Annotated in this window: 27 protein-coding genes and 1 pseudogene; 7 read left to right on the top strand and 21 right to left on the bottom strand. The window is 61.4% G+C overall.

The genetic code is table 11. The features are described 5' to 3' along the window. Positions 1–167 (bottom strand): annotated as a pseudogene (locus JQ586_RS34175) (carbohydrate ABC transporter substrate-binding protein); the annotation flags it as partial. A gap of 646 nt (positions 168–813) precedes the next feature. Here JQ586_RS34175 and JQ586_RS34170 point away from each other — a divergent pair. After that, positions 814–2,442, top strand: coding sequence for an NADP-dependent glyceraldehyde-3-phosphate dehydrogenase (locus JQ586_RS34170; RefSeq protein ID WP_312017052.1), 1,629 nt, complete (start codon positions 814–816; stop codon positions 2,440–2,442). 146 nt (positions 2,443–2,588) lie between these two features. On the opposite strand, the gene JQ586_RS34165 is transcribed toward JQ586_RS34170, so the two are convergent. From JQ586_RS34165 to JQ586_RS34120, 10 genes are all read right to left on the bottom strand, one after another. Beyond that, the gene (locus JQ586_RS34165; RefSeq protein ID WP_249148529.1) at positions 2,589–4,511 is read right to left on the bottom strand and encodes a methyl-accepting chemotaxis protein; all 1,923 of its coding nucleotides are present in this window, start codon (positions 4,509–4,511) and stop codon (positions 2,589–2,591) included. A gap of 544 nt (positions 4,512–5,055) precedes the next feature. Continuing rightward, a complete protein-coding gene (locus tag JQ586_RS34160; protein ID WP_212399032.1) occupies positions 5,056–5,271 on the bottom strand; it encodes a dodecin family protein in 216 nt (71 codons plus the stop codon). Between the two features lie 163 nt (positions 5,272–5,434). Next, positions 5,435–6,211, bottom strand: a complete 777-nt coding sequence (benD, locus tag JQ586_RS34155; RefSeq protein ID WP_212399031.1) for a benzoate diol dehydrogenase BenD — start codon at positions 6,209–6,211, stop codon at positions 5,435–5,437. Further along, the gene (gene benC, locus JQ586_RS34150) at positions 6,208–7,230 is read right to left on the bottom strand and encodes a benzoate 1,2-dioxygenase electron transfer component BenC (RefSeq protein ID WP_212399030.1); all 1,023 of its coding nucleotides are present in this window, start codon (positions 7,228–7,230) and stop codon (positions 6,208–6,210) included. Before benC ends, benD begins: the two co-directional genes overlap by 4 nt. A 30-nt stretch (positions 7,231–7,260) precedes the next feature. Continuing rightward, a complete protein-coding gene (gene benB, locus JQ586_RS34145) occupies positions 7,261–7,785 on the bottom strand; it encodes a benzoate 1,2-dioxygenase small subunit (RefSeq protein ID WP_212399029.1) in 525 nt (174 codons plus the stop codon). Then, entirely contained in the window at positions 7,782–9,152 is a 1,371-nt protein-coding gene (locus tag JQ586_RS34140; RefSeq protein WP_212399028.1) for a Rieske 2Fe-2S domain-containing protein, read from the bottom strand. The genes benB and JQ586_RS34140 overlap by 4 nt, the downstream gene beginning before the upstream one ends. A 49-nt stretch (positions 9,153–9,201) precedes the next feature. After that, a complete protein-coding gene (locus JQ586_RS34135; RefSeq protein WP_212399027.1) occupies positions 9,202–10,095 on the bottom strand; it encodes a dioxygenase in 894 nt (297 codons plus the stop codon). A 53-nt stretch (positions 10,096–10,148) separates the two neighbouring features. Further along, positions 10,149–10,439, bottom strand: a complete 291-nt coding sequence (gene catC, locus JQ586_RS34130; protein WP_212399026.1) for a muconolactone Delta-isomerase — start codon at positions 10,437–10,439, stop codon at positions 10,149–10,151. Positions 10,440–10,442: 3 nt separating this feature from the next. After that, complete coding sequence (locus tag JQ586_RS34125) at positions 10,443–11,606, bottom strand: muconate/chloromuconate family cycloisomerase (RefSeq protein ID WP_409411036.1); 1,164 nt, start codon at positions 11,604–11,606, stop codon at positions 10,443–10,445. Between the two features lie 401 nt (positions 11,607–12,007). Further along, positions 12,008–12,202, bottom strand: a complete 195-nt coding sequence (locus JQ586_RS34120) for a (2Fe-2S)-binding protein (RefSeq protein WP_212399024.1) — start codon at positions 12,200–12,202, stop codon at positions 12,008–12,010. A 118-nt stretch (positions 12,203–12,320) separates the two neighbouring features. Here JQ586_RS34120 and JQ586_RS34115 point away from each other — a divergent pair, with 118 nt between their 5' ends. The 6 genes from JQ586_RS34115 (at position 12,321) to JQ586_RS34090 (ending at position 17,542) form a co-directional block, all read left to right on the top strand. Then, positions 12,321–13,244: a LysR family transcriptional regulator gene (locus JQ586_RS34115; RefSeq protein ID WP_212399023.1), complete on the top strand. Its 924-nt coding sequence runs from the start codon at positions 12,321–12,323 to the stop codon at positions 13,242–13,244. Between the two features lie 255 nt (positions 13,245–13,499). After that, complete coding sequence (locus JQ586_RS34110) at positions 13,500–14,156, top strand: phosphoribosylanthranilate isomerase (protein WP_212399022.1); 657 nt, start codon at positions 13,500–13,502, stop codon at positions 14,154–14,156. A 205-nt stretch (positions 14,157–14,361) separates the two neighbouring features. Further along, positions 14,362–15,201, top strand: coding sequence for a DUF1194 domain-containing protein (locus JQ586_RS34105; protein WP_212399034.1), 840 nt, complete (start codon positions 14,362–14,364; stop codon positions 15,199–15,201). A 256-nt stretch (positions 15,202–15,457) separates the two neighbouring features. Next, positions 15,458–16,012: a thioredoxin family protein gene (locus tag JQ586_RS34100; RefSeq protein ID WP_212399021.1), complete on the top strand. Its 555-nt coding sequence runs from the start codon at positions 15,458–15,460 to the stop codon at positions 16,010–16,012. Between the two features lie 369 nt (positions 16,013–16,381). Then, positions 16,382–16,975: an amino acid synthesis family protein gene (locus JQ586_RS34095; RefSeq protein ID WP_212399020.1), complete on the top strand. Its 594-nt coding sequence runs from the start codon at positions 16,382–16,384 to the stop codon at positions 16,973–16,975. 159 nt (positions 16,976–17,134) lie between these two features. Next, positions 17,135–17,542 (top strand): transposase, encoded by a 408-nt coding sequence (locus JQ586_RS34090; protein ID WP_212399019.1) that lies wholly within the window; start codon positions 17,135–17,137, stop codon positions 17,540–17,542. 22 nt (positions 17,543–17,564) lie between these two features. Here the strand turns inward: JQ586_RS34090 and JQ586_RS34085 are convergent, their stop codons facing one another. The 10 genes from JQ586_RS34085 to JQ586_RS34040 form a co-directional block, all read right to left on the bottom strand. Next, positions 17,565–17,750 carry a hypothetical protein gene (locus JQ586_RS34085; protein WP_212399018.1) on the bottom strand — a complete coding sequence of 62 codons (186 nt, stop codon included), beginning with the start codon at positions 17,748–17,750 and terminating at the stop codon, positions 17,565–17,567. A 53-nt stretch (positions 17,751–17,803) separates the two neighbouring features. Next, positions 17,804–18,913 (bottom strand): WD40 repeat domain-containing protein, encoded by a 1,110-nt coding sequence (locus JQ586_RS34080; RefSeq protein WP_212399017.1) that lies wholly within the window; start codon positions 18,911–18,913, stop codon positions 17,804–17,806. An 8-nt stretch (positions 18,914–18,921) separates the two neighbouring features. Continuing rightward, on the bottom strand, positions 18,922–19,230 hold the full coding sequence (locus tag JQ586_RS34075; RefSeq protein WP_212399016.1) for a hypothetical protein: 309 nt from the start codon (positions 19,228–19,230) through the stop codon (positions 18,922–18,924). Next, positions 19,227–19,574 (bottom strand): hypothetical protein, encoded by a 348-nt coding sequence (locus JQ586_RS34070; RefSeq protein ID WP_249148528.1) that lies wholly within the window; start codon positions 19,572–19,574, stop codon positions 19,227–19,229. The genes JQ586_RS34075 and JQ586_RS34070 overlap by 4 nt, the downstream gene beginning before the upstream one ends. Before the next feature lie 116 nt (positions 19,575–19,690). Further along, positions 19,691–21,724, bottom strand: a complete 2,034-nt coding sequence (locus JQ586_RS34065; RefSeq protein ID WP_249148527.1) for a sigma-54-dependent Fis family transcriptional regulator — start codon at positions 21,722–21,724, stop codon at positions 19,691–19,693. Positions 21,725–21,845: 121 nt separating this feature from the next. Further along, positions 21,846–22,340, bottom strand: a complete 495-nt coding sequence (locus JQ586_RS34060; RefSeq protein WP_212399013.1) for a hypothetical protein — start codon at positions 22,338–22,340, stop codon at positions 21,846–21,848. Between the two features lie 141 nt (positions 22,341–22,481). Beyond that, the gene (locus JQ586_RS34055; protein WP_212399012.1) at positions 22,482–23,162 is read right to left on the bottom strand and encodes an MIP family channel protein; all 681 of its coding nucleotides are present in this window, start codon (positions 23,160–23,162) and stop codon (positions 22,482–22,484) included. A 110-nt stretch (positions 23,163–23,272) separates the two neighbouring features. Next, complete coding sequence (locus JQ586_RS34050) at positions 23,273–24,904, bottom strand: molecular chaperone GroEL (RefSeq protein WP_212399011.1); 1,632 nt, start codon at positions 24,902–24,904, stop codon at positions 23,273–23,275. A 121-nt stretch (positions 24,905–25,025) separates the two neighbouring features. Further along, positions 25,026–25,826, bottom strand: a complete 801-nt coding sequence (locus JQ586_RS34045) for an iron-sulfur cluster assembly protein (protein WP_249148526.1) — start codon at positions 25,824–25,826, stop codon at positions 25,026–25,028. A 6-nt stretch (positions 25,827–25,832) separates the two neighbouring features. Beyond that, a complete protein-coding gene (locus JQ586_RS34040) occupies positions 25,833–26,855 on the bottom strand; it encodes an amidohydrolase family protein (protein WP_212399010.1) in 1,023 nt (340 codons plus the stop codon). Positions 26,856–26,907: the final 52 nt, after the last annotated feature.

Genomic DNA, 26,907 nt, shown 5'->3' with positions numbered 1-26,907 from the left:
AAGCGATCCGCATAGCTCGTCCACGGCACGAACTCGTACTTCATCTCGATGCCGGACTGCTTGGTGAAGTCCTTGCCGAGCTCAACCAGAGCATTGGCAGGATCCCACGCCGCCCAGCAAAGTGTGAGCTGCTTGCCTTGCGCGGCGGCCTCTCCGCCGCCGAACATCCCGAGCGCCGCCGCCCCCAGGGCAACCGACGCCGCTGTACTACCTAGCCACTTCAATCGTCGCATGTCCGTTTCCTCTCTCCATTGAATCACCAACCCGCTCGGCCCGCTTCGCGGACGAAGGCCAACACCCTGAAACCGAGTTTTGACGAGCGATGATGAGGATCGAGACGGACCGTTTCCGGATTGAGGATCCGGAAGGGCTGCCTCCTCCCAACATCTGCTCGAAGCGTGATGTTTAGTTTTTTGTTTCACTAAACGTATTACTAAATTCAAAAAGCCGTCAAGCGGGTTTATTGCGGGGATGCAAAAAAAGTTTGTCGCCAACCATTCGGCCGACACTCCCGCTTCGCACTGCAACACGCCCGGACGCGGCGATCAAACACGTCGCGCTTCTTGCCGCTGAAATTACCGGCCTCTGAGCGCAGCCTCGCAACCCGCCATCCAACCGAGGACCAGCCTGTCAGCAAAAAACAACGTCGACCCGCACGCCCCGAACTTCGAACCGTCGCTGAAAACGGCCAGATCTTGCTTGAGTCGCAATGTTTAGTGTTTTATATTACTGAACGTTTAGTACAGCGATCGCCGCACCATTTCGATGCGCGAAATGTCTGACGCCGCAACTCTTTAGAATGAGGTGACGATCGTGGTCGACAGCTTGACTCTGGAGCAATTGTTCGTGTCGCTGAGCGACATTCCGTCGAGGCATCGGCTGGCCGAGCCGATCCATCAGCGCAGCATTCTGCTGGATGGAGCTTTGCAGCCATGGAATGGCGCCAACCAGCCCGTCCTCTCGCCAATCTGGACTCGGAATCACGAGGGCTTACTGGGGCCGACCGAAATTGGCTCCTATCCAAAGGGCTCCAGCGAAGCAACCGAAGCGGCGTTGACGGCCGCGGTCAGGGCCTACGCGAACGGAAGCGGCGAGTGGCCGACGATGACGGTCGCTGAAAGAATTGCCTGCATGGAAAGATTTACCCGGCAGATGCTGGCGCGCAGGAACGAGATCGTCAGTCTGATCATGTGGGAGGTCGGCAAGACCTTCCCCGATTCCGAGAAGGAATTCGACCGCACGATCGTCTATATCGCCGCCACGATCGACGCACTCAAGGACCTGGACAATTCCAGCTCCCGCTTCGTGGTCGCGGAAGGCACAATCGGGCAGATCCGTCGGACGCCGCTCGGCGTCGTGCTTTGCATGGGACCCTACAACTACCCGCTTAATGAGACTTTCGCGACACTGATTCCCGCACTCATCATGGGCAACACGATCCTGTTGAAGCCCCCACGCTTTGGTGTGCTGCTGTTCCAGCCGTTGCTCGAAGCCTTCAGCAACTCTTTTCCGAAGGGTGTGGTCAACACCGTCTATGGCAATGGAGCCGATGTCGTTCCCGCTTTGCTCGGATCGGGCAAAGTCAATGTGCTGACGCTGATCGGCTCGAGCAAGGTCGCGGATCACCTCAAGAAACTGCACCCCAAGGTCAATCGCCTGCGCGCCATCCTGGGGCTCGACGCGAAGAATGCGGCGATCGTGATGCCCGACGCCGACCTCGAACTTGCAGTCCGCGAGTGCCTGCTCGGAGCGCTCTCGTTCAACGGTCAACGATGCACCGCCCTCAAGGCGCTGCTCGTTCACAGTGCCATCGTTGATCAGTTCACACATCGCCTCGGCGAAGAGATCGCAAAACTCAAGGTCGGCATGCCCTGGGACGCCGGCGTCACCATTACGCCTCTCGCCGAGCCCGGCAAGGCTGCCTACCTCGCCGAATGCATCAGGGATGCGGAAGCCAAGGGAGCGCGCGTCGTCAATCCGGGAGGCGGGAGCGTCTGCCAATCGTTGTTCTATCCCGCACTCGTATGCCCAGTCAGCGCGGGGATGAAGCTCTACCGCGAAGAGCAGTTTGGGCCCGTGATCCCGGTCATTCCGTTCGACAGGATCGAGGTTGCACTTGACTATGTAGCGGCCGCGGAAAACGGCCAGCAGGTCAGCATCTTCAGCGCGAATCCCGAACTGATCGGACGGCTGGTCGACCCTCTTGTCAACCAGGTTTGCCGCGTCAACATCAACTGCCAGTGTCAACGCGGACCGGACGTGTTTCCCTTTACGGGGCGCAAGGACTCTGCCGAGGGCACATTGTCGGTATCGGACGCGCTACGATCCTTTTCGATCCGGTCGATGATCGCCACCAAGCAGACCGATGCCAACAAGCAGCTGCTGGGGACCATCGTGAAGGAGCACCGCTCCAATTTCATCAATACGGGCTTTATCTTGTGAGGGCTCTCGGGGCCATGTCAGGGGCGCGTGGCCGGGCGATCCGATCCACGTTGGCATTCCCATGACCTGACATCGATCCAGGGCCGCATCCAATCCAGGGGGTGGCGTCGACCGAGCTTCCTTGCCTCGCGCGAACTCTGGCTTGCCTACACCGTCCTGACCGTGGACAGGAACCGATCGACCTCGGTTCGCAGATGTCCGCTCTCGCTCGAAAGCGATCGCGCTGCAGCCAGGACCATCGAAGAGGCAAGGCCCGTCTCCGACGCTCCGCGCTGCACATCGACGATACTGGAGGATACTTGCTGCGTGCCATGCGACGCCTGCTGCACATTGCCGGAGATTTCCAGCGTGGCCGCCCCTTGTTCCTCGACTGCGGCAGCAATCGTGGATGACACCTCTGACAGTTTCTCGATCGTTGCCGTAATGTCCAAGATCGCGGAGACTGACGAGCGCGTTGCAGCTTGAATCTCGGAGATTTGCTCACCAATCTCGCATGTCGCCTTCGCGGTCTGCTGCGCGAGCGCCTTGACCTCGGAGGCAACGACCGCAAACCCGCGCCCGGCGTCCCCGGCGCGCGCCGCCTCGATGGTGGCGTTCAGAGCCAGCAGGTTCGTCTGGGCCGCGATCGTATTGATCAACTCAACGACGTCGCCGATGCGTGCGGCAGCCTTCGACAGCTCGCCAACGCTCTCCGTGGTGGTCCGGGCCTGCTCGACGGCTTCGCTCGCCATCCGCGCCGACTGCTGGACCTGACGGCTGATCTCGCTGATCGAAGCCGACAGTTCCTCGCTCGCCGAGGCCACCGATTGCACATTGACGGACGCCTGCTCCGAAGCGGACGCGACCAAGGTGGCCAGTTCCTGCGCTTGCTCCGCAGTACTTGCGAGCGTACCTGCGGACGCCTCGAGCTGGCCTGACGACGAGGAGACGGTCGTGACGATCGTACCTACGGCGTTTTCGAACTCGTCCGCCAGGCGCATCAGGGTGGCCCTCTTCTCGGCCTCCGCTCGTTTCTCGCCGGCCTTGTTCTCATCCTGCAGCACCTGGATGCGTTCCGCATTATCCTTGAAGACCTGTACGGTTGCCGCCATCTGCCCGATTTCGTCGCGCCGCAGCAGAGCAGGCACCTCGACCGCGATATCGCCGGATGCGAGCTTGCGCATCGCGGCGCTAAGGGAGCGTACAGGCACGGTGATGCTGCGGGCGATCGCAAAACCGACGAGTGCGGCAAAGGCCAGCGACGTCAAGGACAGAACCAGCATCCACTTGCTGGCGTTGGATGCGGCCTGCGCTACCGATGTTCGGGTGAGGTCCTGGACAGTTGCCGTGGCTTTCTTGACCTCAGTCGCCGCGGCCCGCATTTTGTTGCTGAGCTGATCGATCCTGACCACAAGCTCCTGCCGCTTGGTCAGCGCATTGGACAACCGATCGAAGTCTTCGATATAGCGCTTCAGACCGCCGACGAAGTCGTCATAACTATCCTTGAGATCGTCACCGTCCTTGACTTCCGACGCGAATTTCGAACCGAGTTCCGCAACCTTGGTGAACTCGGCGCGCACATTTTGCTCGTCCTTGCCGCTGGTCGCGAAGCGAATGGTGGAAGCCCGAGCGCCCAGATAGCGGTCGAGCACGACCGCGAAATCGCCCTTGCCGCCTCCGATGAGGCCTCCCAGCGCTTTGCGGATATCCCGGTCGTCGTAGTTGAGACCATCCTCCACCTCCTGCCGCAGCGTGACGCGCTCATAAAGCGTAAGGAGGTTTTCGTCGACCTCCTTGTTCAATTGACGGATGGTTTGGACTTGCTGCTGCAAGGGATCGGAAATCTGCTCGCCGAGCGCTTCGAGATACTTGCTGACGGCTTCCGCCCGCTCCGCCACCTCAACCTTCTTCTCGGGTGCCCCCGCAGCGACGAACTCGCTGGCAGTCCGCTGCAGATCGCCGACCAGCATCTGCAGGCGGTTCGCTCCTTCGACGACACCTGCGGACGCCGCGTAACCATCGAACAGGCCTGCTGTGCTTCTCACCTGGAGCCAACCGTAGCTCGCGATCATTGCGAGCAGAAACAGCAAGGTGCAGAAGCCGAGGTAGATGCGCAGCGTAATCGAACCCGCGCCGAGCAGCGTTGAAAATTGCTTCATCGATAAGTCCCGGAAGAGGTCCGCTCGCGATGAGAATCACGGCAGCGAGGAGCGATACGTTCAGTGTATGGACGCATCACTAAATTATCGGTTAAGCATCGCGCAGTGCCTGCTCTTCAGATATGCAGCATATTTCAGCGTTCTCTTTACGTCAGGCAATGATCATGATGCCCGAAATGATGTTTAGTATTATGCTTAGTAACACGCCTGTTTAGCGAACTCGCGCTCGGCGCCGACATTGAGAGCGTTTGCGATCAGCAGAAGCAGGACTACACTCTTGAGTACGACAGGCGGAAAGGCTGTCCTGACGCTCGCCGCCAGCCCACGGCCAGTCACCCGCCGTCCGATCCGTCCTGTGGGACGAAGGCTCGCGTTTGGCCACCCGACGTTACAGCAGCTTTGGGCACCATTGATTCCGGCTTTCGCCGCGCACGGCGACGACCTCGCCCCGCATTCGGGGCGAGGTCGATCGTGTTCAGGAGCCTTCAAACTTGAACGAGACGTTTAGCTTGGCGCGATAGGCCTCCACTTTGCCCTTGGCGTCCAGCTGCATGTCGAGTGTGACAACCTCCGCGACGCGAAGATCCCGGAGAGTCTTTGCCGCCTGTTCGACCGCGTTGGCGGCGGCTTTCTCCCAGGAGTCGCTACTGGTACCGATCAGTTCGATAATTTTGTAGACGCTCTCAGCCATGTCGTTCTCCCGTTCGGTAGGAAACAGGGAGCAGGTACTCTCTCCCTGCCACCGTCAAACCTAGCACCACGATACCGGGATCGAAAGGACGCGGCGTGGCGACGACCGAGAGACCGTTCCGCGAGGATTCCGGCAATTTGAACCGGTGCGACGTTCCTGGACCTTATCCGAGATCACCGCCGGCGACCGGCAGGATGCTTCCGGAAATGTAACTCGCTTCGTCTGAAGCCAGAAACAGGATCGGCCCAGCCTGCTCGTCGATGGTACCATAGCGTTTGAAAAAGCTGGATTCCTTCACCTGTTCGACGACCTCGGTCATCCACACACGTTCCTGGGGGGTGTCGCCCTCTGCGTTGCGGGGTACGCGCCGGGGCGGAACATCGGTGCCGCCGGGCGCCGTCGCAACGACGCGGATGTTGCGCGAGGCATATTCCATCGCCAGGCTTTGGGTGATGGCATTGACGCCACCTTTCGCCGCCGAATACGGCACGCGGTGAATGCCGCGCGTTGCGTTCGAGGAGACGTTGACGATCGTCCCCGCCCCCCGCGCGAGAAAGTGCGGCAGCACCGCGTGACAGCACCACAGCGTCGGCATCAGTGAACGGCGGATTTCAGCCTCGACCTGCCTGGGCTCGAAGCGGTCGTAAGGGCGCATCCGGATTGCGCCGCCGACGTTGTTGATGAGGATGTCGATGCCGCCGAAACGCCTGGCGGCTTCGGTCATGGCCGCGGCAGCCCCCTCGTGGGTTTCGAGATCGCAGACGAACCCGTGACCCCTCTCGCCCGCTTCAGAGGCGACATCGCCTACGAAGTCTGCCCGGTCGACGAACAGGACGTTGCCGCCCTCGGCCGCGGCCCGCAGCGCCACGGCCCGTCCGATGCCCTGCGCTGCCCCGGTCACAACAAGGGTCTTGTCGGCGAAGCGACCCGCGAACGTCATGCTGCCACCGCCTCGGTCGCCGAGAACTTCTCATAGAAGAAATGGGACGGGTTCACCCCTTTCTCCGCGAAAAACGCCCGTACGGCCTCGACCATGGGCGGCGGACCACAAAGATAGACGTCGCAGTCGCCCGCGTTCAGATGCTCGTCCGCCAGATGCGCCGTGACGTAGCCCTTCAACGGGTGCGAGCTGTCGGGGCTGGCGACACAGGTCGCCCAGGTGAAAGTCGGCAGCTTTTTGGCCAGCGCTTCGATCCGCTCGATCTCCACCAGATCCCCGTCATTGGTGACGCCGTAGATCAGGTGCACCGGCCGATCGGTACCCTTGTCGGCAAGGACCTCAAGCATCGAGAGGATCGGCGCCAGTCCGGTGCCGCCGGCGAGCATGACGACCGGGCGATCCACGCTCCGCAGGAAGAAGCTCCCCTGCGGACCAACGAACTTCATCCGGGCTCCTGTCCTGGCGCTCCCGGCGAGCCAACCGCTCATAAGACCGCCGGAAACGTTACGGATCAGGAAACTGGCTTCGGCCGCACCGACCTTCGAACTGAAGGAATAGGAACGATGTTCGCTCGTCCCCGGCACTGTGAGGTTCACATATTGGCCAGGCAGGAATCCCAGCGCGTCGGGCTTGTCGAGCTTGAGCTTGAGGATGATGGTACTATCCGACACGAGTTCGACCGAACTCACCACTCCCCCGTGTTCCGCGGGCTTGACCTTGCAGGCGCTGGACGGCACGGGAACGGCGATGACGCAGTCCGAGGATGGCACCATCTGGCAGGTCAGCACCATCCCTTCTTCGGCTTCCGTTCCGCTCAAGGCGTCCTCCAGATACTCGTCTCCGAGGTCGTAGTCGCCCTGTTCGCAACGGCATTTGCAGGTGCCGCAGACTCCATCCGAGCAATCCATCGGCAAGTTGATCTTGTTGCGATAGGCGGCGTCGAGAACCTTCTCGCCCTCGTTGCATTCGATGAAGCGGGTCGCCCCATCTTCGAAGTTGAGTGCCACGCGATAGGTCATGTCTACTCTCCGCTCGTCAGGCGAGCCGCGTCAGATGTGGTAGATGTCGATCACTTGGTGGATGTAGTCGCTTTTGAGGACGACTTTCTTCACGACGATCTGCGGTTCGCTACCGCTTGTATCGAGCGTGTAGAATGCGGTGCCGAAGAAGCTGTCCGTCTTCTTGTAGCGGTGGCTCAGCGTGTGCCAGTTGAAGCGCAGGTCAACTTCGCCATCACGTTCCGCCACGATCTCGATGTTGGAGATGTTGTGGCTGGTCCGCGGCTCCGGCGTGCTCGCACCCGAGCGCTCGGTCTTGATCCGGAAGACGCGATCCTCGAGCCCCTCGCGATTGGGGTAGTAGATCAGCGAAACATGCTGCTGGGGATCCTCGACCAACTGGTCGTCATCGTCCCAGGACGGCATCCAGAAACTGGCCTTCGGCGAATAGAGTTTGATCCATTCATCCCACTGCCGGTCGTCCAGCAGGCGCGCCTCGCGGTAGAGGAAGGCCCTGATCTGTTCGATGTCAAGCTTCGCCAGAGGCGCAAGGGTGGTGGCGGTCGCGGCGCTCATGCTGCTTCTCCCTGCATCGGGACGACCTGGGTCGCGCCGGTGCCGTTGCGAAGGATCGCTTCGCGTAGCGACTTCGCCCAGAATTCGTGCTGACGCACGAACAAGCCTTCGTCCTCGCTGCGCTCGCCGCTCAGCAGCGGCTTCAGTCCGATCGCCCTGGCGTTGTCGTCCGGACCATCGATCCAGTGGACAGCGCCTCGGCTCAGGTCGTTCCAGAGTTCGCCTGCGCCGGTATAGGCCGTCTGGCATGCACGGAACTCCTCCAGATCGTCCGGCGTGCCCATACCCGAAACGTTGAAGAAATCCTCGTACTGCCGGATGCGCGTCGCCCTCTCCTTCGCGTCCTCGCCCTTCGGGGCGAAGCAGTAGATCGTGACCTCGGTCCGGTCGACGCTGATGGGTCGCACGACGCGGATCTGCGTCGAGAACTGGTCCATCAGGTAGACGTTCGGGTAGAGTGCGAGGTTGCGCGTCTGTCCAACGATGAAGCCAGCACGATCCTTGCCGAGGCGAGCTTCCAGGTCATCCCTGTGGTTGAAGACCGGCCGTACTTCCGGGTTGAGAAGATTCGTCCAGAGCAGGATATGGCCGTTCTCGAAACCGTAGACCCCACCCACGCTCTTGGACCATCCATTGGCATCGACCGTCTTGGTGCCCTCGTTCTCGTAGTTGCGATGGCCCATGGTCGCCGAGTAGTTCCAGTGCACAGAACTCACGTGATAGCCGTCGGCGCCGTTCTCCATCTGGAGTTTCCAGTTGCCGTCGTAGATGTAGGAGGAATTGCCGCGCAGCACCTCGATGCCGTCAGGCGCCCCATCGGCGATCTGGTCGATCACGACCTTGGCGCCGCCGAGATGCTCCTCGAGCGATACGACGTCCGGGTTGAGGCTGCCGAAAAGGAAGCCACGATAGCTTTCGAACCGGGGGACTTTCGTCAGGTCATGCGAACCCTGGGTGTTGAACGAACTCGGATAATCGCCCGTTTTGCCGTCCTTCACCTTCAGCAGCTTGCCGGCGTTGCTGAACGTCCAGCCGTGAAACGGACAAGTAAAGCTGCTCTTGTTGCCGTGCTTGCGCCGGCAGAGCATCGCGCCGCGATGGGCGCAGGCGTTGATCATTGCGTGCAGTTCGCCTGCCTTGTCGCGGGTGATCATGATCGGCTTTCGGCCGATCCAGGTGCTGAAGTAGTCGTTGTTGTCCGGGATCTGGCTCTCGTGCGCCAGAAACACCCAATTGCCTTCGAAGATGTGCTGCATCTCAAGCTCGTACATCTCGACGTCGCTGAAGATGTCGCGCCGGCATCGGTACAGCCCGCGCTCCTTGTCTTCGACGACCGCACCATCGATGCGCTCCAAAAGCGTCGTCATTGGTTCCTCTCCTCTTCGTTTCGTTTTCGCATCCGGTCCGGGTGGCGGCTCACGCCGCCTCGGCTCGCTGCCGGCCGGAAAGATGCTCGTCCGCGGTGCCGGCGGCCCGCTGCAGCTGGAAGTCGAAGTTGATGTAGGCGCTGTCGCCCTGGCGTTGCGGAACCGGAAGCAGACCGTCCCGGGTGGCGAAGGCGAAGTCGTCGGCGGCGTGCGGATCGTCGCCGAAGTTGATCTGCGTCGTCAGCATCCGGTAACCGGGCGCCTCGATGAAGAAGTGGACGTGCGCCGGCCGATGGCCGTGGCGGCCTATCGCCTTCATCAGCGTATCCGTGGCACCGCCTTCAGGCACGGAATAGCCGTTCGGCATCCTGGAATGGAACGAATACTTTCCGTCCGGACCGAGCTTGATGCGGGCGCGGTTGTTGAAGGGCGTCTGTTCGCGTGTCGGGTCAAAGTGCGAGTACCAGCCCTGCGAGTTCGCGTGCCAGACGTGCACCACCGCATCCTTCACCGGTTCGCCGTCCGGACCGGTGACACGCCCCCTCATGTAGAGACTGCCGGTCTCGTCGGCGTCCTTGGTCAGATTGACGTCACCTTCCTCGAGTGGCGCGCCCGCCACGTAGAGTGGCCCCTCGATCGTGCGCGGTGTACCGCCGGTGAGACCGGCTTCCGCATCCTTCGCGTCCATGAAGAGGTCGAGGAAGTGCTCCAGCCCGGAGCCCGGCACCAACAGGCCGAATTCCGGCGCACCCTTCTGCAGGAAGCTGACTGCGCCCCAGAATTCGTCCTCGCTGATGTCGTGGCGGACGATGATCTCGGCGCTCGCCTCGACGATGTCGCGGACGATCGCTTTCAGACGGGCATCACCGCTTGGTTGATTGAGACCGGCGGCCTTGTCGAGCAGGGCCTGGACTTCCGGGGTCTTCACGAAGCTCGCATCCATGTCGTCTCTCCGTTGGTTTGTGTCCGCTGTGCGGACGCTCGTGGTTCGAAGCGTTAGCGATCGTCCTCATGCAGCGAGGACGGGTGGCGGCAGAGCGGCGTCACCTCCATCTCCATGAAGGGATAGAGCGGCAGGCTCGTCAGGATATCGTGGAGTTCGGAATTGCTTTCGACATCGAAGATGCTGACGTTCGCGTAGCGGCCCACGACGCGCCAGATGTGCCGCCACTTGCCGGCGCGCTGCAGCTCCTGGAAGCGCTGCTTCTCGTGCGTCTTGAGGCGCTCGGCTTCCTGCTTGTCGAAGTCCAACGGGATCCGAACGTTCATCTGGACCATGGCGAGCACGGCTCAAGCTCCTTTGGCTGCAACGACGTGCAGGGTGGGCGCCGTGCGGTCGCGGCGGAAACGGGCGATCTTGTCCTCGTCGAGCGCGATGCCGAGGCCGGGTCCTGTAGGTACGCCGAGGCTGAAATCGGCATAGTCGAGTGGTTCGGCGAGAATCTCTTCCGTGAGCAGCAGCGGGCCGAACAGTTCGGTGCCCCAAGCGAGCTTCGGGAAGGTCGCGAAGAGTTGGGCGGAGGCCACTGTCCCCACTCCGGCCTCGAGCATGGTGCCGCCGTAGAGACCGATACCCGAGGCTTCGGCGATGGCGGCGACGTCGCGTGCGGCATGCAAGCCGCCCGATTGGGCAATCTTCACGGCGAACACACGGGCGCCGGCGCTTGCTGCGACACGGAACGCATCCCGCGGGCCGTGCAGCGCCTCGTCCGCCATCAGTGGAATTCCGTGGCGCGCGGACAGACGCGCCATCGCCGCGAGCGCGTCGCGCGCGACCGGCTGTTCGACCAGATCGCAGCCGGCGTCCGCCAGCATCTTCATGCCGACATCGGCCTGCGCTTCGTCCCAGCCCTGGTTGACGTCGACACGAACGCTGCCGCGGCTTCCGACGGCCTTCTTGATCGCCGCCACGTGAGCAGCGTCTTCGGCCACACTGCGCTTGCCGATCTTGAGCTTGAATATCGAGTGTCGCCTGGCCTCAATCATCGCCTGGGCCTCTTCGATGTCGAGCGCGGTATTTCCGCTCGCGAGCGTCCAGGCCACCGGCAGTCGGTCGCGTACGCGGCCTCCGCCGATCAATTCGGAGACGGGAACGCCAAGCCTTCTGCCGGCTGCGTCGAGCAGCGCCGTCTCCACCGCGCATTTCGCGATATGGTTGCCGACGACGTTGCGGCCGATCTTCGACATCGTCTCAGAGACGCGGGATACGTCGCACGTCCTCAGGATCGGGGTGATGTATGTATCGATGGCGAGCTTGATGCCCTCAGGGCTCTCGTCTCCGTAGCTCAGGCCCCCGATTGTGGTTCCCTCGCCCACGCCGACCACACCGTCCGAACAGGTGATCCGGAACAAGACGATTGCCTGGCTGCGCATGGTGGCCATCGCCAGCACATGCGGCCGGATCGTCGGCAGATCCACGATAAAGGTATCGAACTGGGCGGCTTTGATCGTCAACGGCTTGACCTCGAATTGGCATTTCATAGTCAACAACTAGGTGAGACTGACGCCTTCCGCAAAGACCGATTGAGTTTTAATTCATACCTGCATGGTATAGTGCGACGTGGAAAGCCTTCGACGGCCGCGCGACTTCATGACGTTGGACAACGATCGCACTTCGCGTGCGCGGCCGACCTGGCCTCTGCTGCGCGCCCGGCATCGACCGACATCGTAATGCGCCAGCCCGTCGCGCTACGCCGGGCGGCGATGCGACGAGCTTGTATGATATGGACTGAATGCCAACGCGGGCAGCGGGATTGCAAGCGACCGAAGCGGTCTCATGCGCGGTCGCGAGTGCTGTGCCAAATCGGCTGTTGTGATCGGATGAGCGCTTGCGGCTCTCATCTTCGATGCGACTTTCAGCCGGCAGCGGCCCCTTCGCTCGCAACGATGTGGTCTTCCAGCATCGCCTTGATCGTGCGTGCGCAGCGGCCACACTTGGCGGCGCAGCAAAGCGAGGCATAGACGTGTCTTATCCGCGCACGAGGTGTCGCGCTCGCAATCGCAGTTCTTATCTGGCTGTCGCTGAGGACGTTGCAACTACAGACGATCACCGCACATGCTCCTGGGTGGTGTCCACGTTTGGTTTAAGCCAGGACCCACTTGATGCACAGGATCGATCGGGTCTATCTTTATACTCGAAAGGTATGGTGAATTTGGAGGAACTGTTCCTTGGAGCTTCGCCACCTGCGTTACTTCACGACGGTCGCCGCGGAAGGCTCATTCAGTCGCGCCGCGGAAAAGCTGCATATTGCCCAACCGCCCCTGAGCCGCCAGGTGCAACAGCTCGAGGAGGAGCTCGGGGTGCGGCTGCTCGACCGGGGACGGCCACTTACCTTGACCGAGCCTGGACGATATTTGTTCCAACAGGGACTCCTGGTCTTGCAGCGCATCGACGAGATGCGCGCGATGACGAAGCGAATTGCCAAGGGACTGGTGCTGCAATTCAACATCGGCTTCGTCGCCTCTACGCTCTACGACGCGCTGCCAGAGTTGATCCGTCGGTTCCGCATCATCGCACCCGGCGCAGAGGTCAATCTTCTGGAGATGACAACGCTCGAACAGGTCGCGGCTTTGAAGGACGGGCGCATCGACGTTGGCTTTGGCCGCCTTCGCTTCGACGACGATGCGATCGTCCGCCGCATCATTCGCGAAGAAAGACTCTGCGTCGCGGTGCCGCGCGGGCACAAGCTGGCGAGCAGGAAAGGAAAAATTCGATTGCGCGCGGCCGCAGAAGAGCAGCTCATTGTCTATCCCAAGTCACCACGGCCCAGCTACGCAGACCAGGTGCTGTCGTTCTATCGAGACGCGGGCATCGAGGCGAGGGTTGGCACAGAGGCAAGAGAGCTGCAAACCGCACTGGGGTTGGTGGCTTCCGGCGCCGGCGTCTGCATCGTCCCAGCCTCAGTCAAACGCCTGGGTCGAGACGACGTGCGCTTCATCGACCTCGACGAGCCGAAGATGATGTCGCCTATCATCATGAGCCACCGCAAGAACGATACATCCATGCTGCTTGTGCACCTGGTACGATTGGTACGCGAGTTCGACCAATGGGATGCGTCTACCGGTCAACCGGCGTCTAACCCAATGCAATGACTCGTCCCTGCTCGGGAACTTTCGACTCTTTCGTTCGCCGCGAGACCTGCTGCAGGAGTTGGGCCGGCGGCGCCAGGGTGCCCGGATAGCTGGGTAGAGCACTCAGCGGCCCTTAGCCTGCTTTGCGTGCGACCGGCGCTCGCTTGGTGCCCAAGAGTTTCCATCCTCGCCAGGTCACCCCAAGACGGCCATTGACCCAGCACCAAGCCATTCTGTTTACTCAGCGCTGAGTGGCCGGCAACGAGGTGCAAGACGATGCTGACGCAAATTTACGAAGTTGCGACACCAGCGGAAGCTGAGGCGATATCGGCAGTCGGCGTGGATCATGTCGGCGTGCTCGTCGGCGACGGAGCCTTCCCCCGGGAGCTTTCGGTTCAGAAAGCAATAGCCGTTATGAAGATGATCCGGGCGCCGTCCGTACTTTCCGCGCTGTTCCTCTCGGCGGATGTCGCTCTTGTCGAACGGATGGCACGGGAGCTTGACCCGCCCATCGTCCATCTCGGCGCATCAAGCGAATTGCTTACGCCCGATCTTGTCGTGGCGCTGCGAAAGTCTCTGCCAAAGAGCAAATTCATGCGCAGCGTACCTGTCACGGGACCCGAGGCGGTAAGCGTGGCGCAAGCATATGATGGAGTTGTCGACTGGATCCTGCTTGACAGTCATCGCACGGGTGATGTGCAAATCGGCGCGCAGGGCGTGACGCACGACTGGAGCATCAGTCGAAGGATAGTGGAGAGTGTTCGCACCCCGGTAATCCTTGCTGGTGGCCTCGGACCAGACAATGTCAAGGAAGCCATTCGGTCGGTACGACCTGCCGGCGTCGACTCGAAAACAAGAACCGATCGAGAGGGCACTCACTCAAAGGACCTGTGGAAGGTAGAAGCCTTTTATCGCGCTGCGACGAGCGGTTAGGTCGCACTCTCGTCTGGCCTTCTCCGACTCCCCAGGCAAAGCTTCTTCGGGGTTGGCGCGCCCCGGAAGCACGAGGCAGTTCCGGGCCTCTCCTCATCGTCCAGAGCGGGCCTCAATTGCTGCGAACGAAGACGACATTGCATGTTTGCGCTTTTCGGAGTGCATTTTGAGTGTCACCATGCTCGGGAAGGGACGGGAGGCCGCCATGCGCTGGTGTGTCTGGGTCGGGGCGGTGCTTGTTGCGGGGGCGATCGTCGGAGGTGACGTTGCTGGCATTGCCGCGCCAACCCCGCACTCTCGATTCGCCGACGCCAACAACAGTGTACAGTCCGTCAATGTCGAGCTCGTTATCGCCGTCGACGTCTCCTATTCGATGGATATGGACGAACTTGCCATTCAGCGCGAGGGCTATGCACATGCCATCGTATCGAAAGACTTCCTTCAGGCGCTGAGGGCCGGTCCGGGCAGTAAGGTGGCCGTGACCTATTTCGAGTGGTCGATGTCGGGCGACGAGAAGATCATCATTCCCTGGCGCATCATCGACGGTCCGGAATCAGCGGATGCCGTGGCCGGCGAGATCATGAAAGCGCCGGTTCGTCGCGGTTCGAGTACATCGATTTCCGGAGCGATCGATTTCGCTGTGCAGCTGCTCGAGGAGAACCCCTATCGCGGGTTGCGGCGCGTCATCGATATTTCCGGCGATGGGCCGAACAACGACGGAGCCCCCGTAACCGGCGCCCGCGACGCTGCCCTGGAGAAAGGCATCATTATCAACGGCCTTCCGATCATGGTGAAGGAGCCATCCCTCACGACGACGGATATCGAGAATCTCGATCTCTATTACGAGGACTGCGTGATCGGAGGGCCGGGCGCCTTCGTCATGACGATCAAAGATCGTGAAAAATTCCAGGAAGCGATCCGGGCCAAGCTTGTTCGCGAAGTTGCGGGAACGCCAGAGAGCAGGATCGTCCCAGCCGTCGAGAAAGAGCCCCGGGTGCCCTGTCTGATCGGCGAAAAGAAGTCGCAGGAGCGCGGCCGGCAGTGAGTGTCGAGGCAATCATTCCGAGCCGCCGGAGGAGCAAACTTGAGACAGGAGCATATTATGGTCACCGCCCCACGCGCCGGGGCATTGGAGGAGCTAACGTCCGTTCGTGGCCCACACAGACGAATTCCGGCGCTCGTCCAAATGGCGGCTGTTAAGGGTCAACCGGAAATGGCTGACGTATAGCCAAACGAGGCGACTGGCGAGCAGGTTTTGGAAACTGTGCGTCAACATATATTGGAGCACAAGGAGGTGCGATATGGCGACAGCAGCTAGCCAAGTCGTTTTTGATAAGCCGGCGGCGGTGTTCCGGCTTCCGGCCACCGATGGCAAGACTTACGCACTGGACGACGTTGCGGGCAAAAAGGGCACGGTCGTTGTGTTCATCTGCAACCATTGTCCCTATGTCAAAGCGGTGATCGACCGCATGGTTTCGGACGCCCGCGTGCTGATGTCAGAGAGCATAGGCTTCGTGGCGATTTGCTCGAACGACGCGGCGAGCTATCCTGAAGACTCATTTGAGAATATGAAGCGTTTCGCGAAGGCTCATGATTTCCCGTTTCCGTATCTCCACGACGAGACCCAGACAGTCGCTCGGGCGTATGGGGCAGCCTGTACGCCGGACTTCTTCGGTTACAGTGCCGACCGCAAGCTCAAGTATCGCGGCCGGCTCGACGAAGGGCGCACAACTCCGCCTCGCACGGGCGCGCCCCGAGAGCTTGTCGAGGCCATGCGCGCGATTGCGACCACCGGTCTGGCGCCGGCTGACCAAAACGCGTCCATTGGCTGCTCGATCAAATGGAAGGACGAATGAAGTCGATCCCTGTCGACAGGTTTCATATCTGAGATCGCCGCGTGCCGCAGCATTTGCTGGACACGAGCGATTTGACTAGCTTCGCCAATCAAGATGGACCTAATATATGGCGCAGGCGGGGTTATTGTTCCCCCACTTCGTTGCACGAACGCACGCTCTAAACAAACTCCTGTCCACAACGCCTCGACATCTTTGCGATCGTCGCTGATCGGATGTGTTCTGTTGCTCGGTAGCGAGGCGACAGCTGCATCGGCGCGCACCGGGCGTTTCGTTCTGACACGCGACGGCGACTGCCAGCCCTTCTTCTAACCGAGCTTGGCGGATAGTATCTGCTGGGCACGGGATCGACACCAGAGGAGCAAGTACATCATGACCATCCGCAAGACCGTCACTCTCGTCGAGGAGATCAATAGCGAGTACGGTGCGCGTTCGAGCCCCCCGCTGCGACGCGTCGCGATTGCAGCGGTGTTCGATAACCCGCTCGCCGGCGGGCCGGCCGGTGCTGATCTCAAGCCCCTGATCGAATATTCGCTTGAGCTCGGGGCTTTGCTCACGAAGACGGCGTTGGCGACACTTGGTGCAAACCCAGGGCAGCTACGCGCATACACCAAGGCGGCGTTGGTAGGCATCGGAGGCGACCTCGAACACGGCGCGGCGATGATACATCCGAGACTCGGTATGTCGATGCGCCGCGCGATCAAACGCGGTCGCGTTATCATTCCGGGCCACGCCAAGGTGGGCCCGCCGGGCACGAGTGTCGATCTGATCTATGGGCCCCTCGACGAGGGGTGGGATCTCGATGCCTTTGATTCGACTCCCGTGCTCATCCACGACGCGCCGCGGCCGCACGAGATTGTACTGTGGATTGGTTACGCCACCGGTCCGCGCGTCAACGCCCGCTGCAAGGGTCCGGATCAGAAGGAAGTCGACGCACTCGTCGCATCTTTCACGAGCGGCGAGTGAGCGACCCCAGCCAGCGTTCGTTGTCCGGGCGAAACGGAAGCGACTGGGGAGGGATCTAACGGACGTTTATCCCGAATTGGCCATGGCACGAGTACGGCAGTCGTGTCGGGTTCTGGCGCATGCTGGAGGTTCTAGACAAATTGAAGATCAAGGCAGCCCTTGCCATCAACGGAAGGCTGGCGCTGCCACGCTCTTTGCCTACCTTTTGCCGCCGGTAAACCGGTGGCGGGTGCGTTACGGCAACGCCGCCACGATCGCATCACCGCTGCGTGGTTCATCGAGGGGCCAATCAACGGCGAAGCCTTCCTTCTCTGCATCGAGAGGGTTCTCATCCCGACCCTGCGGCTTGGCGACATCGTCATTGTTGACAATCCGGCTCGCACAGGGCCCACGCCGTACGTCGCGCCGCCAGCGACACGGCTCTTCTACCTGCCAAAATATTCGCCCGATCTGAACCCGATCGAGCAGTTCTTCGCCAAGTTCAAACATTGGCTGCGCAATGCCGGCGCCCGGCGAACCATCGAGGAGGTCTACGAGGCCATCGCCCGATCCGCGGAATGCCCGTGATAACGGCGTTGCTGAGCGTTCCTTAGCTTGTCCTCACTGCACTTTGCTCGAAAGGCTTGTTTTCGGCGATGAACCTTGCGGCCAGCACCAGGGCACCCATCGAGAACTCCTTTCCATGCGCGGCGATCATGCGTTCGGAAAGCTCAGCAAGCTCCTTGAAGTACTGATCCTTGCTATCGGCTTCATTGAGCAATCGGGTAGATGTCATGGTTTCCCTCCTGATGACCGCGGAAGACGTTCGGCCCCTGGCGCGGGGCCAAACTATTTGAAAATTTGGCTGGGAAACGTGACGATAGCCGCCTCCCCGTTGTTTGTACCGAATGCAAGGTGCTTGCCATCGGGCGACCAACGCAGTGCGTGGATAGCGCCCCGACCAGGTGGCCTGACAAGCAGTTCGTCGGATTCCCCGATCCTGGCGACAACCACCATGCCGTCGGCATAACCTGCTGCGATCAGGCGACCCTCGGGGTGCATATCCGCCGTCTCCACGAGCACGGATCTGGCACGGCCTGTCGAGAGGCTGATCGGCCGTTCGCTGTCGTCGCGCAGGCTGGAAATGTCCCATGCGATCATCCGGTAAGCCCCGCTCGTAACAAGAACACGTGAATCCACGCTCCATGACAGCGATGACGTGCTCCCGGGATAACTCGAAATCCGGACGATCCGAGCATCGGCAAGGCGAACCAGAACAACGCCTGTCCCGACGACAGATGCAGCCAACCAGGTTCCGTCGGGGCTCCACGCCAGTTTGGAGATTGGGCCGAGCTCGAATGAAGCCGTCGGCTCCGGTCGCGCCGCGAAGGCACGAACGAGCAGACGAATGCCGACTCCGATCGCAAAGCGCCTGCGATCCCTTGATACGGCAAGTGCCGATGCATTCCCGCCGGCGCGCTCCTGGAGCCAGCCGACATCGCCATTGGCATCGTAAAATATGACCGATCCGCCAGAAGCGGCCAGAATGCCCCCCGTCTGCACCGGGGCAACGAGATCGATTGGGGACCCATGATCCGCTATCAGCCGCGTGACGCCGGATGCCGACACGCTGAGCAACCGGCTGTGATCACTTGCGCCAAAGCCCGACGTCCCGATCGAAGCGAGATGAAGCGGAGCATCGCTGACAACGACCTTCGTCAATGGAGGCACCGGCTTCCGCCGCGGCGAGATTGTGGTTCGCCCTCCATCCAGCGCGATACGGCAGCGATCCTGCGGCGGCTCGATATCGGTCAGCGGAGCGATCGCAAGCGCACCATCGGCGAGCGCGAACGCAACTCCATCTTCCGCGAAGGCCGCATCGGTGACGGGGGCTTCGGCTGTCCAGTGCCGCCCGAGCAAATCATAAAGTGTTGCAGTTTCTGCTTCCATCGTATCCATCGAACGTCTCACCTGCCGGCGGCAATCCGCCTGTCAAGATCTTCAAGGCGGCGCTCCAGTGCGGCGCATTGGGCATCGCATGCCGCCATTCCGGCAGTCGCGTTTGTCAGGCGCGCACGCGCCTGCTCGAGCGCCTCGGCGAGCGCGTGCGAGACGCCTGTCGCGACCATCTGTCGCTCGATCTCCTGAATCTCGAACTGCGCCCCACCGCCGAGCTGAAGGTTCAGAAGGTTGCGCGATTGAGCGGCCGATATCTCCTGAACGACAGCCAACCGCTCCTTGAACACCTCAATCAGGGTCTGCGGATTGTTGCTCATGCGCCCGCCTCGATTTGAGCCAGAATCCGATGCAGGCCTCCGATACCGGATACGAAGTGTTGCTGCGCGTCATTGATGTGAGATTGCAGGGAGTCCCACAGATCGACCCTCAACAACCGCGCTGGATCGCCGGCCATCGTCTCGACGGCCTGAAGTCCGAACTGATGCCGCAAGCCGATCCCCTTCAAGACGAATTCCGAAAGCTCGCGCGCATGCGTTTCGATGAAGGGACGCAACAACGGATGCGCGCCGTAACCGATGCTGCGTTTTGCAAGTTCGACCTCGATGAACACGATAAAATGCCGAACCAGCAGATCTTGGCTTTCGCCGAGCAGCTGCACCACGAAAGTGACGTCGCGGTCCGCGCGCGCAAGGATCTGCGATGCGATTGCCGCCGCGGTAGTGGACCCCTCCCCGCCGTTCTGTTCGTCCCAAACAGTCGCCATGCCTCGCCCTGCCCTCAGGTCCGGGAACGGTATTGGTGCAATTTGCGATACAGCGTGGCGCGCGAAAGCCCCAACTTCTCGGCAGCGGCGGCAATGTTACCGCCAGCAGTCGCGACGGCCCTCTCGATCGCACGGCGTTCCACTTCGTCGAAACGCGCGATCTCGTCGCCTTCCGGTCCCGTTGAGCTATGCCCCGCCCGCTGGGGCAACGAGGAGGACTGAGCCGGCTCCACGAAATCCTCCGGCAAGTCCCTGGGAGCGACGATGCCGGTGATCGTCATCAGCACGAGGTTCTCGACCAGATTGCGCAGCTCGCGAACGTTCCCGGGCCAGCTATAGCGTCGCAGCAACTCCATCGTCGCTGCCTCGAAGCGCAGCGGTTGGGTGCCATAGGTCTCCGCAAACCGCCTGTTGAAATGATCGATCAGAATCTCGACATCGCCCAGGCGCTCACGGAGCGGCGGGATGGTGAACTTGACGACACCGATCCGGAAGTACAAATCCTTGCGAAAACGTCCCTCCGCCACCTCTTGCTTCAGATTCCGATTGGTCGACGCTACCAATCGGACGTCCACAGATCGCGCCTTGTTGTCGCCAAGCCTGTACACCGCGCGCTCCTCCAGTACACGGAGCAGGTAGGGCTGCAGGTCCATCGGCATCTCGCCGATCTCGTCGAGGCTGAGCACGCCGCCATTTGCAAACTCAAACCGTCCAGGTCTCCCCTCGCGCGTGGCGCCGGTATAAGCGCCCGGCGCATGGCCGAATAATTCGCCGCCGAGAAGCTCCTTGGAGACCGCACCGCAATTGAATGCAATGAACGGTTCCTTGCCGGTATTCTGGCTGGCGGCGTGAACCAGACGGGCGAAGAGCTCCTTGCCGACACCCGTCTCGCCCTCGAGCAGGATTGCCGTTCGTCCGAGCGCTGCCCGCTCAATCTTCTCGATCGTTTGCAACAATGCGTCACTGCATCCAACAATCGCGTCCTTGGCCGAGACAAGTGCGGCGCGAGCCGCCGGCGACATCTGGGATCGGGCAAGACCCGTGCGAGGCTTCGCCGCGAGCACGAGCATCGCGCCCTTCACCACGCCATCGACTACCAAAGGCTCGATCCGCTGCTCGCGCAATTCTTCGGGCAGCCCCTTGGCAAGGTCTCTTGCCAGAAAGCCATCGTCGCTTGGCAGAAGCTGCCTCCCGATGCTCAGGTCCTGCGATTGCGCAATCCGGTGCCAGCGAACGGAGGCCATGTCGTTGTGATGAACGACCCTGCCAAACCGGTCGAGAATGACGACCCCATCAGAGCTGTTCATCCCCGGCATTCGGGAAATGCTCGCCTCAAGCAGCCGCATTCTCTCGATGCGGATCTTTTCCGAGAGCGCCAGTTCGATGTGATGGGCCGCGACCACCGCCAGGGCCACATTGTGCCGGTGAAAGATTGCCTGAGGTCCGGAAAAATCGACGATGCCGATGATGCTGCCGTCTATCGGACTGCGGATGGGACTACCGACGCAGGTCCACGCCTTGATGCCCTCCGAGAAGTGTTCGGCCGCATGGACATGAACCGGCTTTCCCGTGACCAGCGCCGTACCGATGCCATTGGTGCCGGTGACCGCTTCGCCCCAGGCCGCGCCTGCCTCCAGGCGAATATCGTGTCCTGCATCAATGGTCCGCCGATCGCCACCGACCTCCAGCACGACGCCGTTCCTGTCGGTGATGACCACCATCGTCGCCGCGTCACCAAGCACCTCGGCAATCCGGCGGAAGGTCTCGGCGCTCGAGCCAAGCAGGTCATCATTCTTCAAACGAAGTTCATAGAGGTCGTCCGGCGAAGCGAGGAGATGACTGCCCTTGCCACGAGCATCGACCCCGGACTTGACGCTGCGCTGCCATGAATCCTCGATGACGCTTCGTACCGGAGCGTTCTCGCGCCTCAGGTCTCCGAAGGTCAGGAAATTTTCCCATGCCTTGTTGGTTTCGCCCTCATCGTATGGCCGCCCCTGCTCCGCGTCCGAAGCTTTGTAGCCTTCCAGCGAGAACGGCGGCTTGGCCATGAGCGTTTCCGTCAGCATTGGAGCACCATACGTCCGTTGGCAAACAGCAACCCGATCGGCAAACACGAACTGAGCCGGAGCCCGCCAGGATCGGTTTCCCTGCAGGCTCCGCTCACGCAGATCATTCGACGCTTCTGGAGATCGCGTCCAGGCCGAGCCGGCCTGAAATGATCTGTTCCAGGTGGGCTTCCGACGTCTCGTCGGGCACACCCACTCCCTCGAGATCGGCCAGGACCTTGTACAATTCGTCGTTCAACGGCTCGAAGATCCCGTTCTCGCGTGTCGCCAGGGCGAAGTATCGCGAGTGGCCGTGGCCGCGCAGTTCGCCGACAAAATCGAGCTGCCGTCCCGATGCCAGATCGGCGATCACGACGCGACCGTTATGGCTGATCCGCACATAGGGCTCGGCCTCCTTTGGACGAGCCGGCGGCGTGGACCAGAGCTTGCCCGATGGCTGCGGTTGCGGAGGAGGCGCCGGATTGCGCAGCTGCTGCCAACGCCCAAGCGTCAGATGATTGGCAAGCGCGTTGACCGTCGTGCGGTTCTTCTGAAGGAAGTCCTTGGCCGCCAGCTCTTCCCGGTGCGGACCGTCGCGCTTGGAGATGATATAGACCATGTCCCTTTTTCCTCCCGCCCGGCTGATCTGATGATCGTGGAGGCTTGTTACACTGCCTCCTTCGGCTCATGCCGGAGCTTTCAAGATTGTAACCCGTTCCAGATCGTTGTCACGGTGCAATCAATCATTCGATCGCGAAGGTCACGCGGTCGCCACCACCTGGCGCGTCACCCCCGCCTTGAAGACGTAGCCGGACAATGCGGCCCCCAGGCAAGGCGCCACAAAATAGAGCCACACCTGTGACAGCGCGTCGGAACCCGCAAACAATGCTGGCCCCAGCGAGCGCGCTGGATTGACCGACGAGCCCGATACGGCGATGCCGGCGAGATGGATCGCGACCAAGGTGAGACCGATCACCAACCCCGCATAGGCAGATGTCGCTCCGTTTTGCGTCGCCCCCAGGATCACCGTAAGAAACAGGAAGGTTGCCGACGCTTCGAAAACGAACGCGGAGAGAACGCCGTATTGACCCCAGCCATTCTGGCCAAAGCCGTTCGCCGCGACGTCGTAGCCTCCGACCTTGCCTTCTGCGATGAGGTACAGCACGACTGCAGCCGCAATCCCTCCGATGAACTGCGCAACGATATAGCCCGAGAAATCCCGCGGCGACATCCGTCCGGCGACGAGCATCCCGAGGCTGACGGCCGGATTGAGATGAGCACCGGAGATATGTCCGATCGAATAGGCCATTGCGACCACGGACAGGCCGAATGCGAACGCCACGCCCAGCAAGCCGACCTCGGCCCGCATGAAGATCACGGTCGCACAGCCAAAGAACACCAGCGCGAACGTACCGATAAATTCCGCAACATACTTCTGCATAGCTCCCCCTCCTTGATCATGACTTCGAAATCGAGGCCTCTGTCTCCCTGGCCGCCGCCGGCGCCGTCTGCTGAGACGGCGCGGCGGAACGCGGACCGCGTACACATGCCTCATGCGCGTCCAAGCTTCTCCGCCCCACCGCCCAGCGCCGGCCCCTGCGTCGGATCGATGTACTCCGGCACATCGGCAATCAGCGTGTTGGTGGTCAGCACCAGGGTCGCGACGGAAGCGGCGTTTCGAAGCGCTGTATAGGTCACCCGGACGGGGTCGACGATGCCGGCTGACACCATGTCGATGAATACACCGTTGGCGGCATCGAACCCGACACCCGACCGGGAGCTCTGCAGATCGGCCACGACCTTCTCCGCATCATGGCCGGCATTCCGTGCGATGAAGGCGGCAGGACGCGATAGGGTTTCACGCACCAGCTTGATGCCCTCACCCAGATCGCCATTGATGTTGCCGAGCGTGCGCGCCACCACCGGCGCGCACTGCGCCAACGCCGTGCCGCCACCGGGCACGATACCCTCCTCGGCCGCGGCCCGCGCCGCACTGAGCGCATCGTCGATCAACTGGATCGTCCGTTTCTGCTCGACCGGAGTGACGCCGCCTGCCAGGATCACGGCGGTCCCGCCCGACAGCTTAGCCAGGCGCTCCTTGAGCTTGTCCTGCTCGATGTTCGGCGGTGCCAGATCGTGCTGCTTCGCCACCTGCTGGCGCCGCGCCGCGATCGCCGCATCGTCGCCGCCGCCGCGAATGACCACCGTTTCGCGCGCACTCGCCCGCACCTGCCGTGCCGTGCCGAGATCCGCAAGGCTGGTCTCTTCCAGCCTGCCACCAAGCTCGCGCGCGATGACTCGTCCCCCGGTGATGATGGCGAGATCGTCCATCATCGCCTTGCGCCAGTGACCATAATCAGGCGGATTGACCACCAGAATCCTGCCGCGATTGTCATCGCCAAGCAGCGTGACCACCACCTCCGGCGCAATCTCTTCGGCGACGATGACAAGCGGCCGCCCGGTCGCAGCGACCGTCGCACGCACCGCCGCCAGTTCCGGCGGCGATTTGATTTTCAGGTCGGTCAGGAGAATGTAGGGCTGATCGAGCACCACTTCCATCTTTTCGACATCCGTCACCATGTGGTGCGAGATGTAGCCGCGATCGAATGACATGCCTTCGACGACTTCGAGCGTCGTGCTGGTCGTCAGCCCGTAGTCGGAACTGATGATGCCATCCTTGCCGACGCGCTGGACTGCCTCCGCAATCAAACCGCCCAGATGGGCGTCGGTCGACGCGATCGTGGCCACCGCCTCCAGTGTCTTGCGGTCCGAAACGGCAATTGCCGAGTTCTTCAGGGCTTCGACGACAACCTCGACGGCCCGGTCGATCCCTTTGCAGAGATCGACGGCCTTGGCGCCACGCTCCAGTGCCGCAACGCCTCCCTGGATGAGGCCATTTGCGAGCACCATGGCGGTGGTGGTACCGTCGCCGGCGACTTCGTTGGTCTGCATCGAGACCTCGCGCACCACCTGCGCACCCATGTTCTCGAAGCGATCGGGCAGTTCGATCTCAGAAGCAATGGTGACGCCATCGCGCGAGACGATGGGCGTACCGATCGGCCTGTCGACCATCGCATTCATGCCCTTGGGACCGAGGGTCGATTCGACCGCCGCCGCAAGCTTCTGGACCCCGCGCGCAAGAGCACGGCGGGCTTCGATATGATGTAGTAACACCTTCGGCATTGGCTTCACTCCCAAGCGGTCGGATCTTGTTGTCTGGCTGGGCGGACTTGCTGACCGCTCCGGTTCTTGGCACTAGCCGCGACCAGGCGGGACGCCAGGGCGATTGCATGCTTCTCCATGCTCACTGCCCGCCTGATGGAACCGCACAGCTGCCGCAGCCCCCGCAAGGTGATCGCGTGGGTTCAGCCTTGCCGTCGACGGGTTCGCGATTGCGCACGGCAAGCAAGCCTCTGCACAATGAGCTGTTGAACTCCATATTGATGCGCACGCCCCGCAGCCGCTGGAGATAGGACACCAGTTCGTGCCGTTTGATGGGGCCCCCCTCGTAGGCCACGAACGCGCGATCCTCCGGGAGACAGGCCAGGCCCGTTTCAATCAGAAGGTCGCGATAGCGGGGTTTCTGGCGCGCGACTTCCGCCGAAGTGAACTCGACCTCGTCGAAGCTACCCAGATTCATGCGGCAGATCGCCGGATCCTCATAACCAAGCCCACGCAAGGCCAGAATCATGACCTCCTGGCGCCGCTCGAACGCCTTGCGGCGGAACTTGTCCCGCAATTCGTCGAGCGAACCTCCGGGCGCAAACTCCTTGAGGGAGTCGGCAAACGACCTGCCTTCGCGAACACCAAGGTTGATCTGCTCCGCGACCATGTGGTCCCGAAGCTGTGGCCGCGCCTTGCGAACCCACGGCAGCGACGACACCGCCCGGCGCATGTCGTCGGCCATGAGGAACGCGAAGTTCGCCGAACACCAGTAGGTCGGCAACCGAAAGACGATATCGACATCGCCATCATCATCGACGGTAACATGCTCGACGAATCCGAGATCGGTCACGGACTCGTCGAGTTCGGGGTCTGTGACCGACGCGAGGCGCTGCCACACCTCGCTGGTCCTCCGATCACATTTCAGGAGAGGCGCATTCATGTGATGTCATCCTGCCGCGGCCGCGTAGGCACCCTTTGCAAGCTTTGCCTTCTGCGCCTCGACATCCACGCCATAAAGCCGCGCAGCGTTGAGGCCGAGGATCTTCTTCTTGGCCTGCGGCGTCAGATCGACACCGTGCTCCTGCTTGAGATCCTCGGGCAGCTCGAAATTCCAGAACTTCTCGACCAGCCAGCGGGGCGTCCAGATGGCATAGTCGCTACCGAACAGGATCTTGTCCTCGCCAACCCAGAACAGCAATTCGCTGATCACTTCCGCGAAATACCGGGGACGTCCGTGAATGAACGGAAGCGCGACCGCGAGGCCGCCATAGACGTTGGTCTCCTGGACGGCGATCCAGCAGAAATCGTCGAGTCTGGGCAGCCCGCAATGCTCGATGATGAAATTCAGGCCCTGGAAATCGGTCGCCGCGTGATCGACGTCGTGAACGTCGAATGCATCCTTGTCCAACGGGATGATGGTTGGCCCCTTGTGGACGTGGATATTCGTGATGCCGAGCTTCTGGCAGAGCTCGAAGCAACGATAAGCGTTCGGGTCGGTGAGCTTCCAGCCCCGCGACTCGCCCTTCCACTCGGCGGTGTAGAGCTTGACGCCCTTGATGCCGAACGTTTCCTTCATGTAGTGAATGTATTCGAGCGCTCGCTCGCCGTCGCGCGGGTCAAAGGCGCCGTTGACGATGAATCGATCCTTGTACGCCTTCGCCATCTCTGCGTTGCGGTCGATGGTGTTGAAGCCGTTCTTGTAGAATTCCGTGAGATAGGTCGACTGCACGATGGCCATGTCGTCCGGGCCGTCGACGAACAGATCGCGGTACATCTGTTCCGCGCTGTATTTCTCGAACTGGTCCTTGGGCCAGAGCTTGTCCTTTGGACTGAGTGAGGTGTGGTAGGCATAGAAGCAATCAATGAACTGCTTGCCGTGAACGTTGAGTTGATTCGCCGGACTACCGTCCCAGAAGTGGGTGTGACCGTCGATGACGAAGACTTCCTCGCCCGTGGGAGTTATGAACATGACATTCTCCAGGAATTGATAAGCTCTGTTCGATCGATCGAGGCGCCGTAGC

Origin of the sequence: Bradyrhizobium jicamae (genome assembly GCF_018130215.1) — a bacterium.
Taxonomy (GTDB): Bacteria; Pseudomonadota; Alphaproteobacteria; order Rhizobiales; family Xanthobacteraceae; genus Bradyrhizobium; species Bradyrhizobium jicamae_A.
This window is presented reverse-complemented; position numbering and strand designations above follow the sequence as displayed.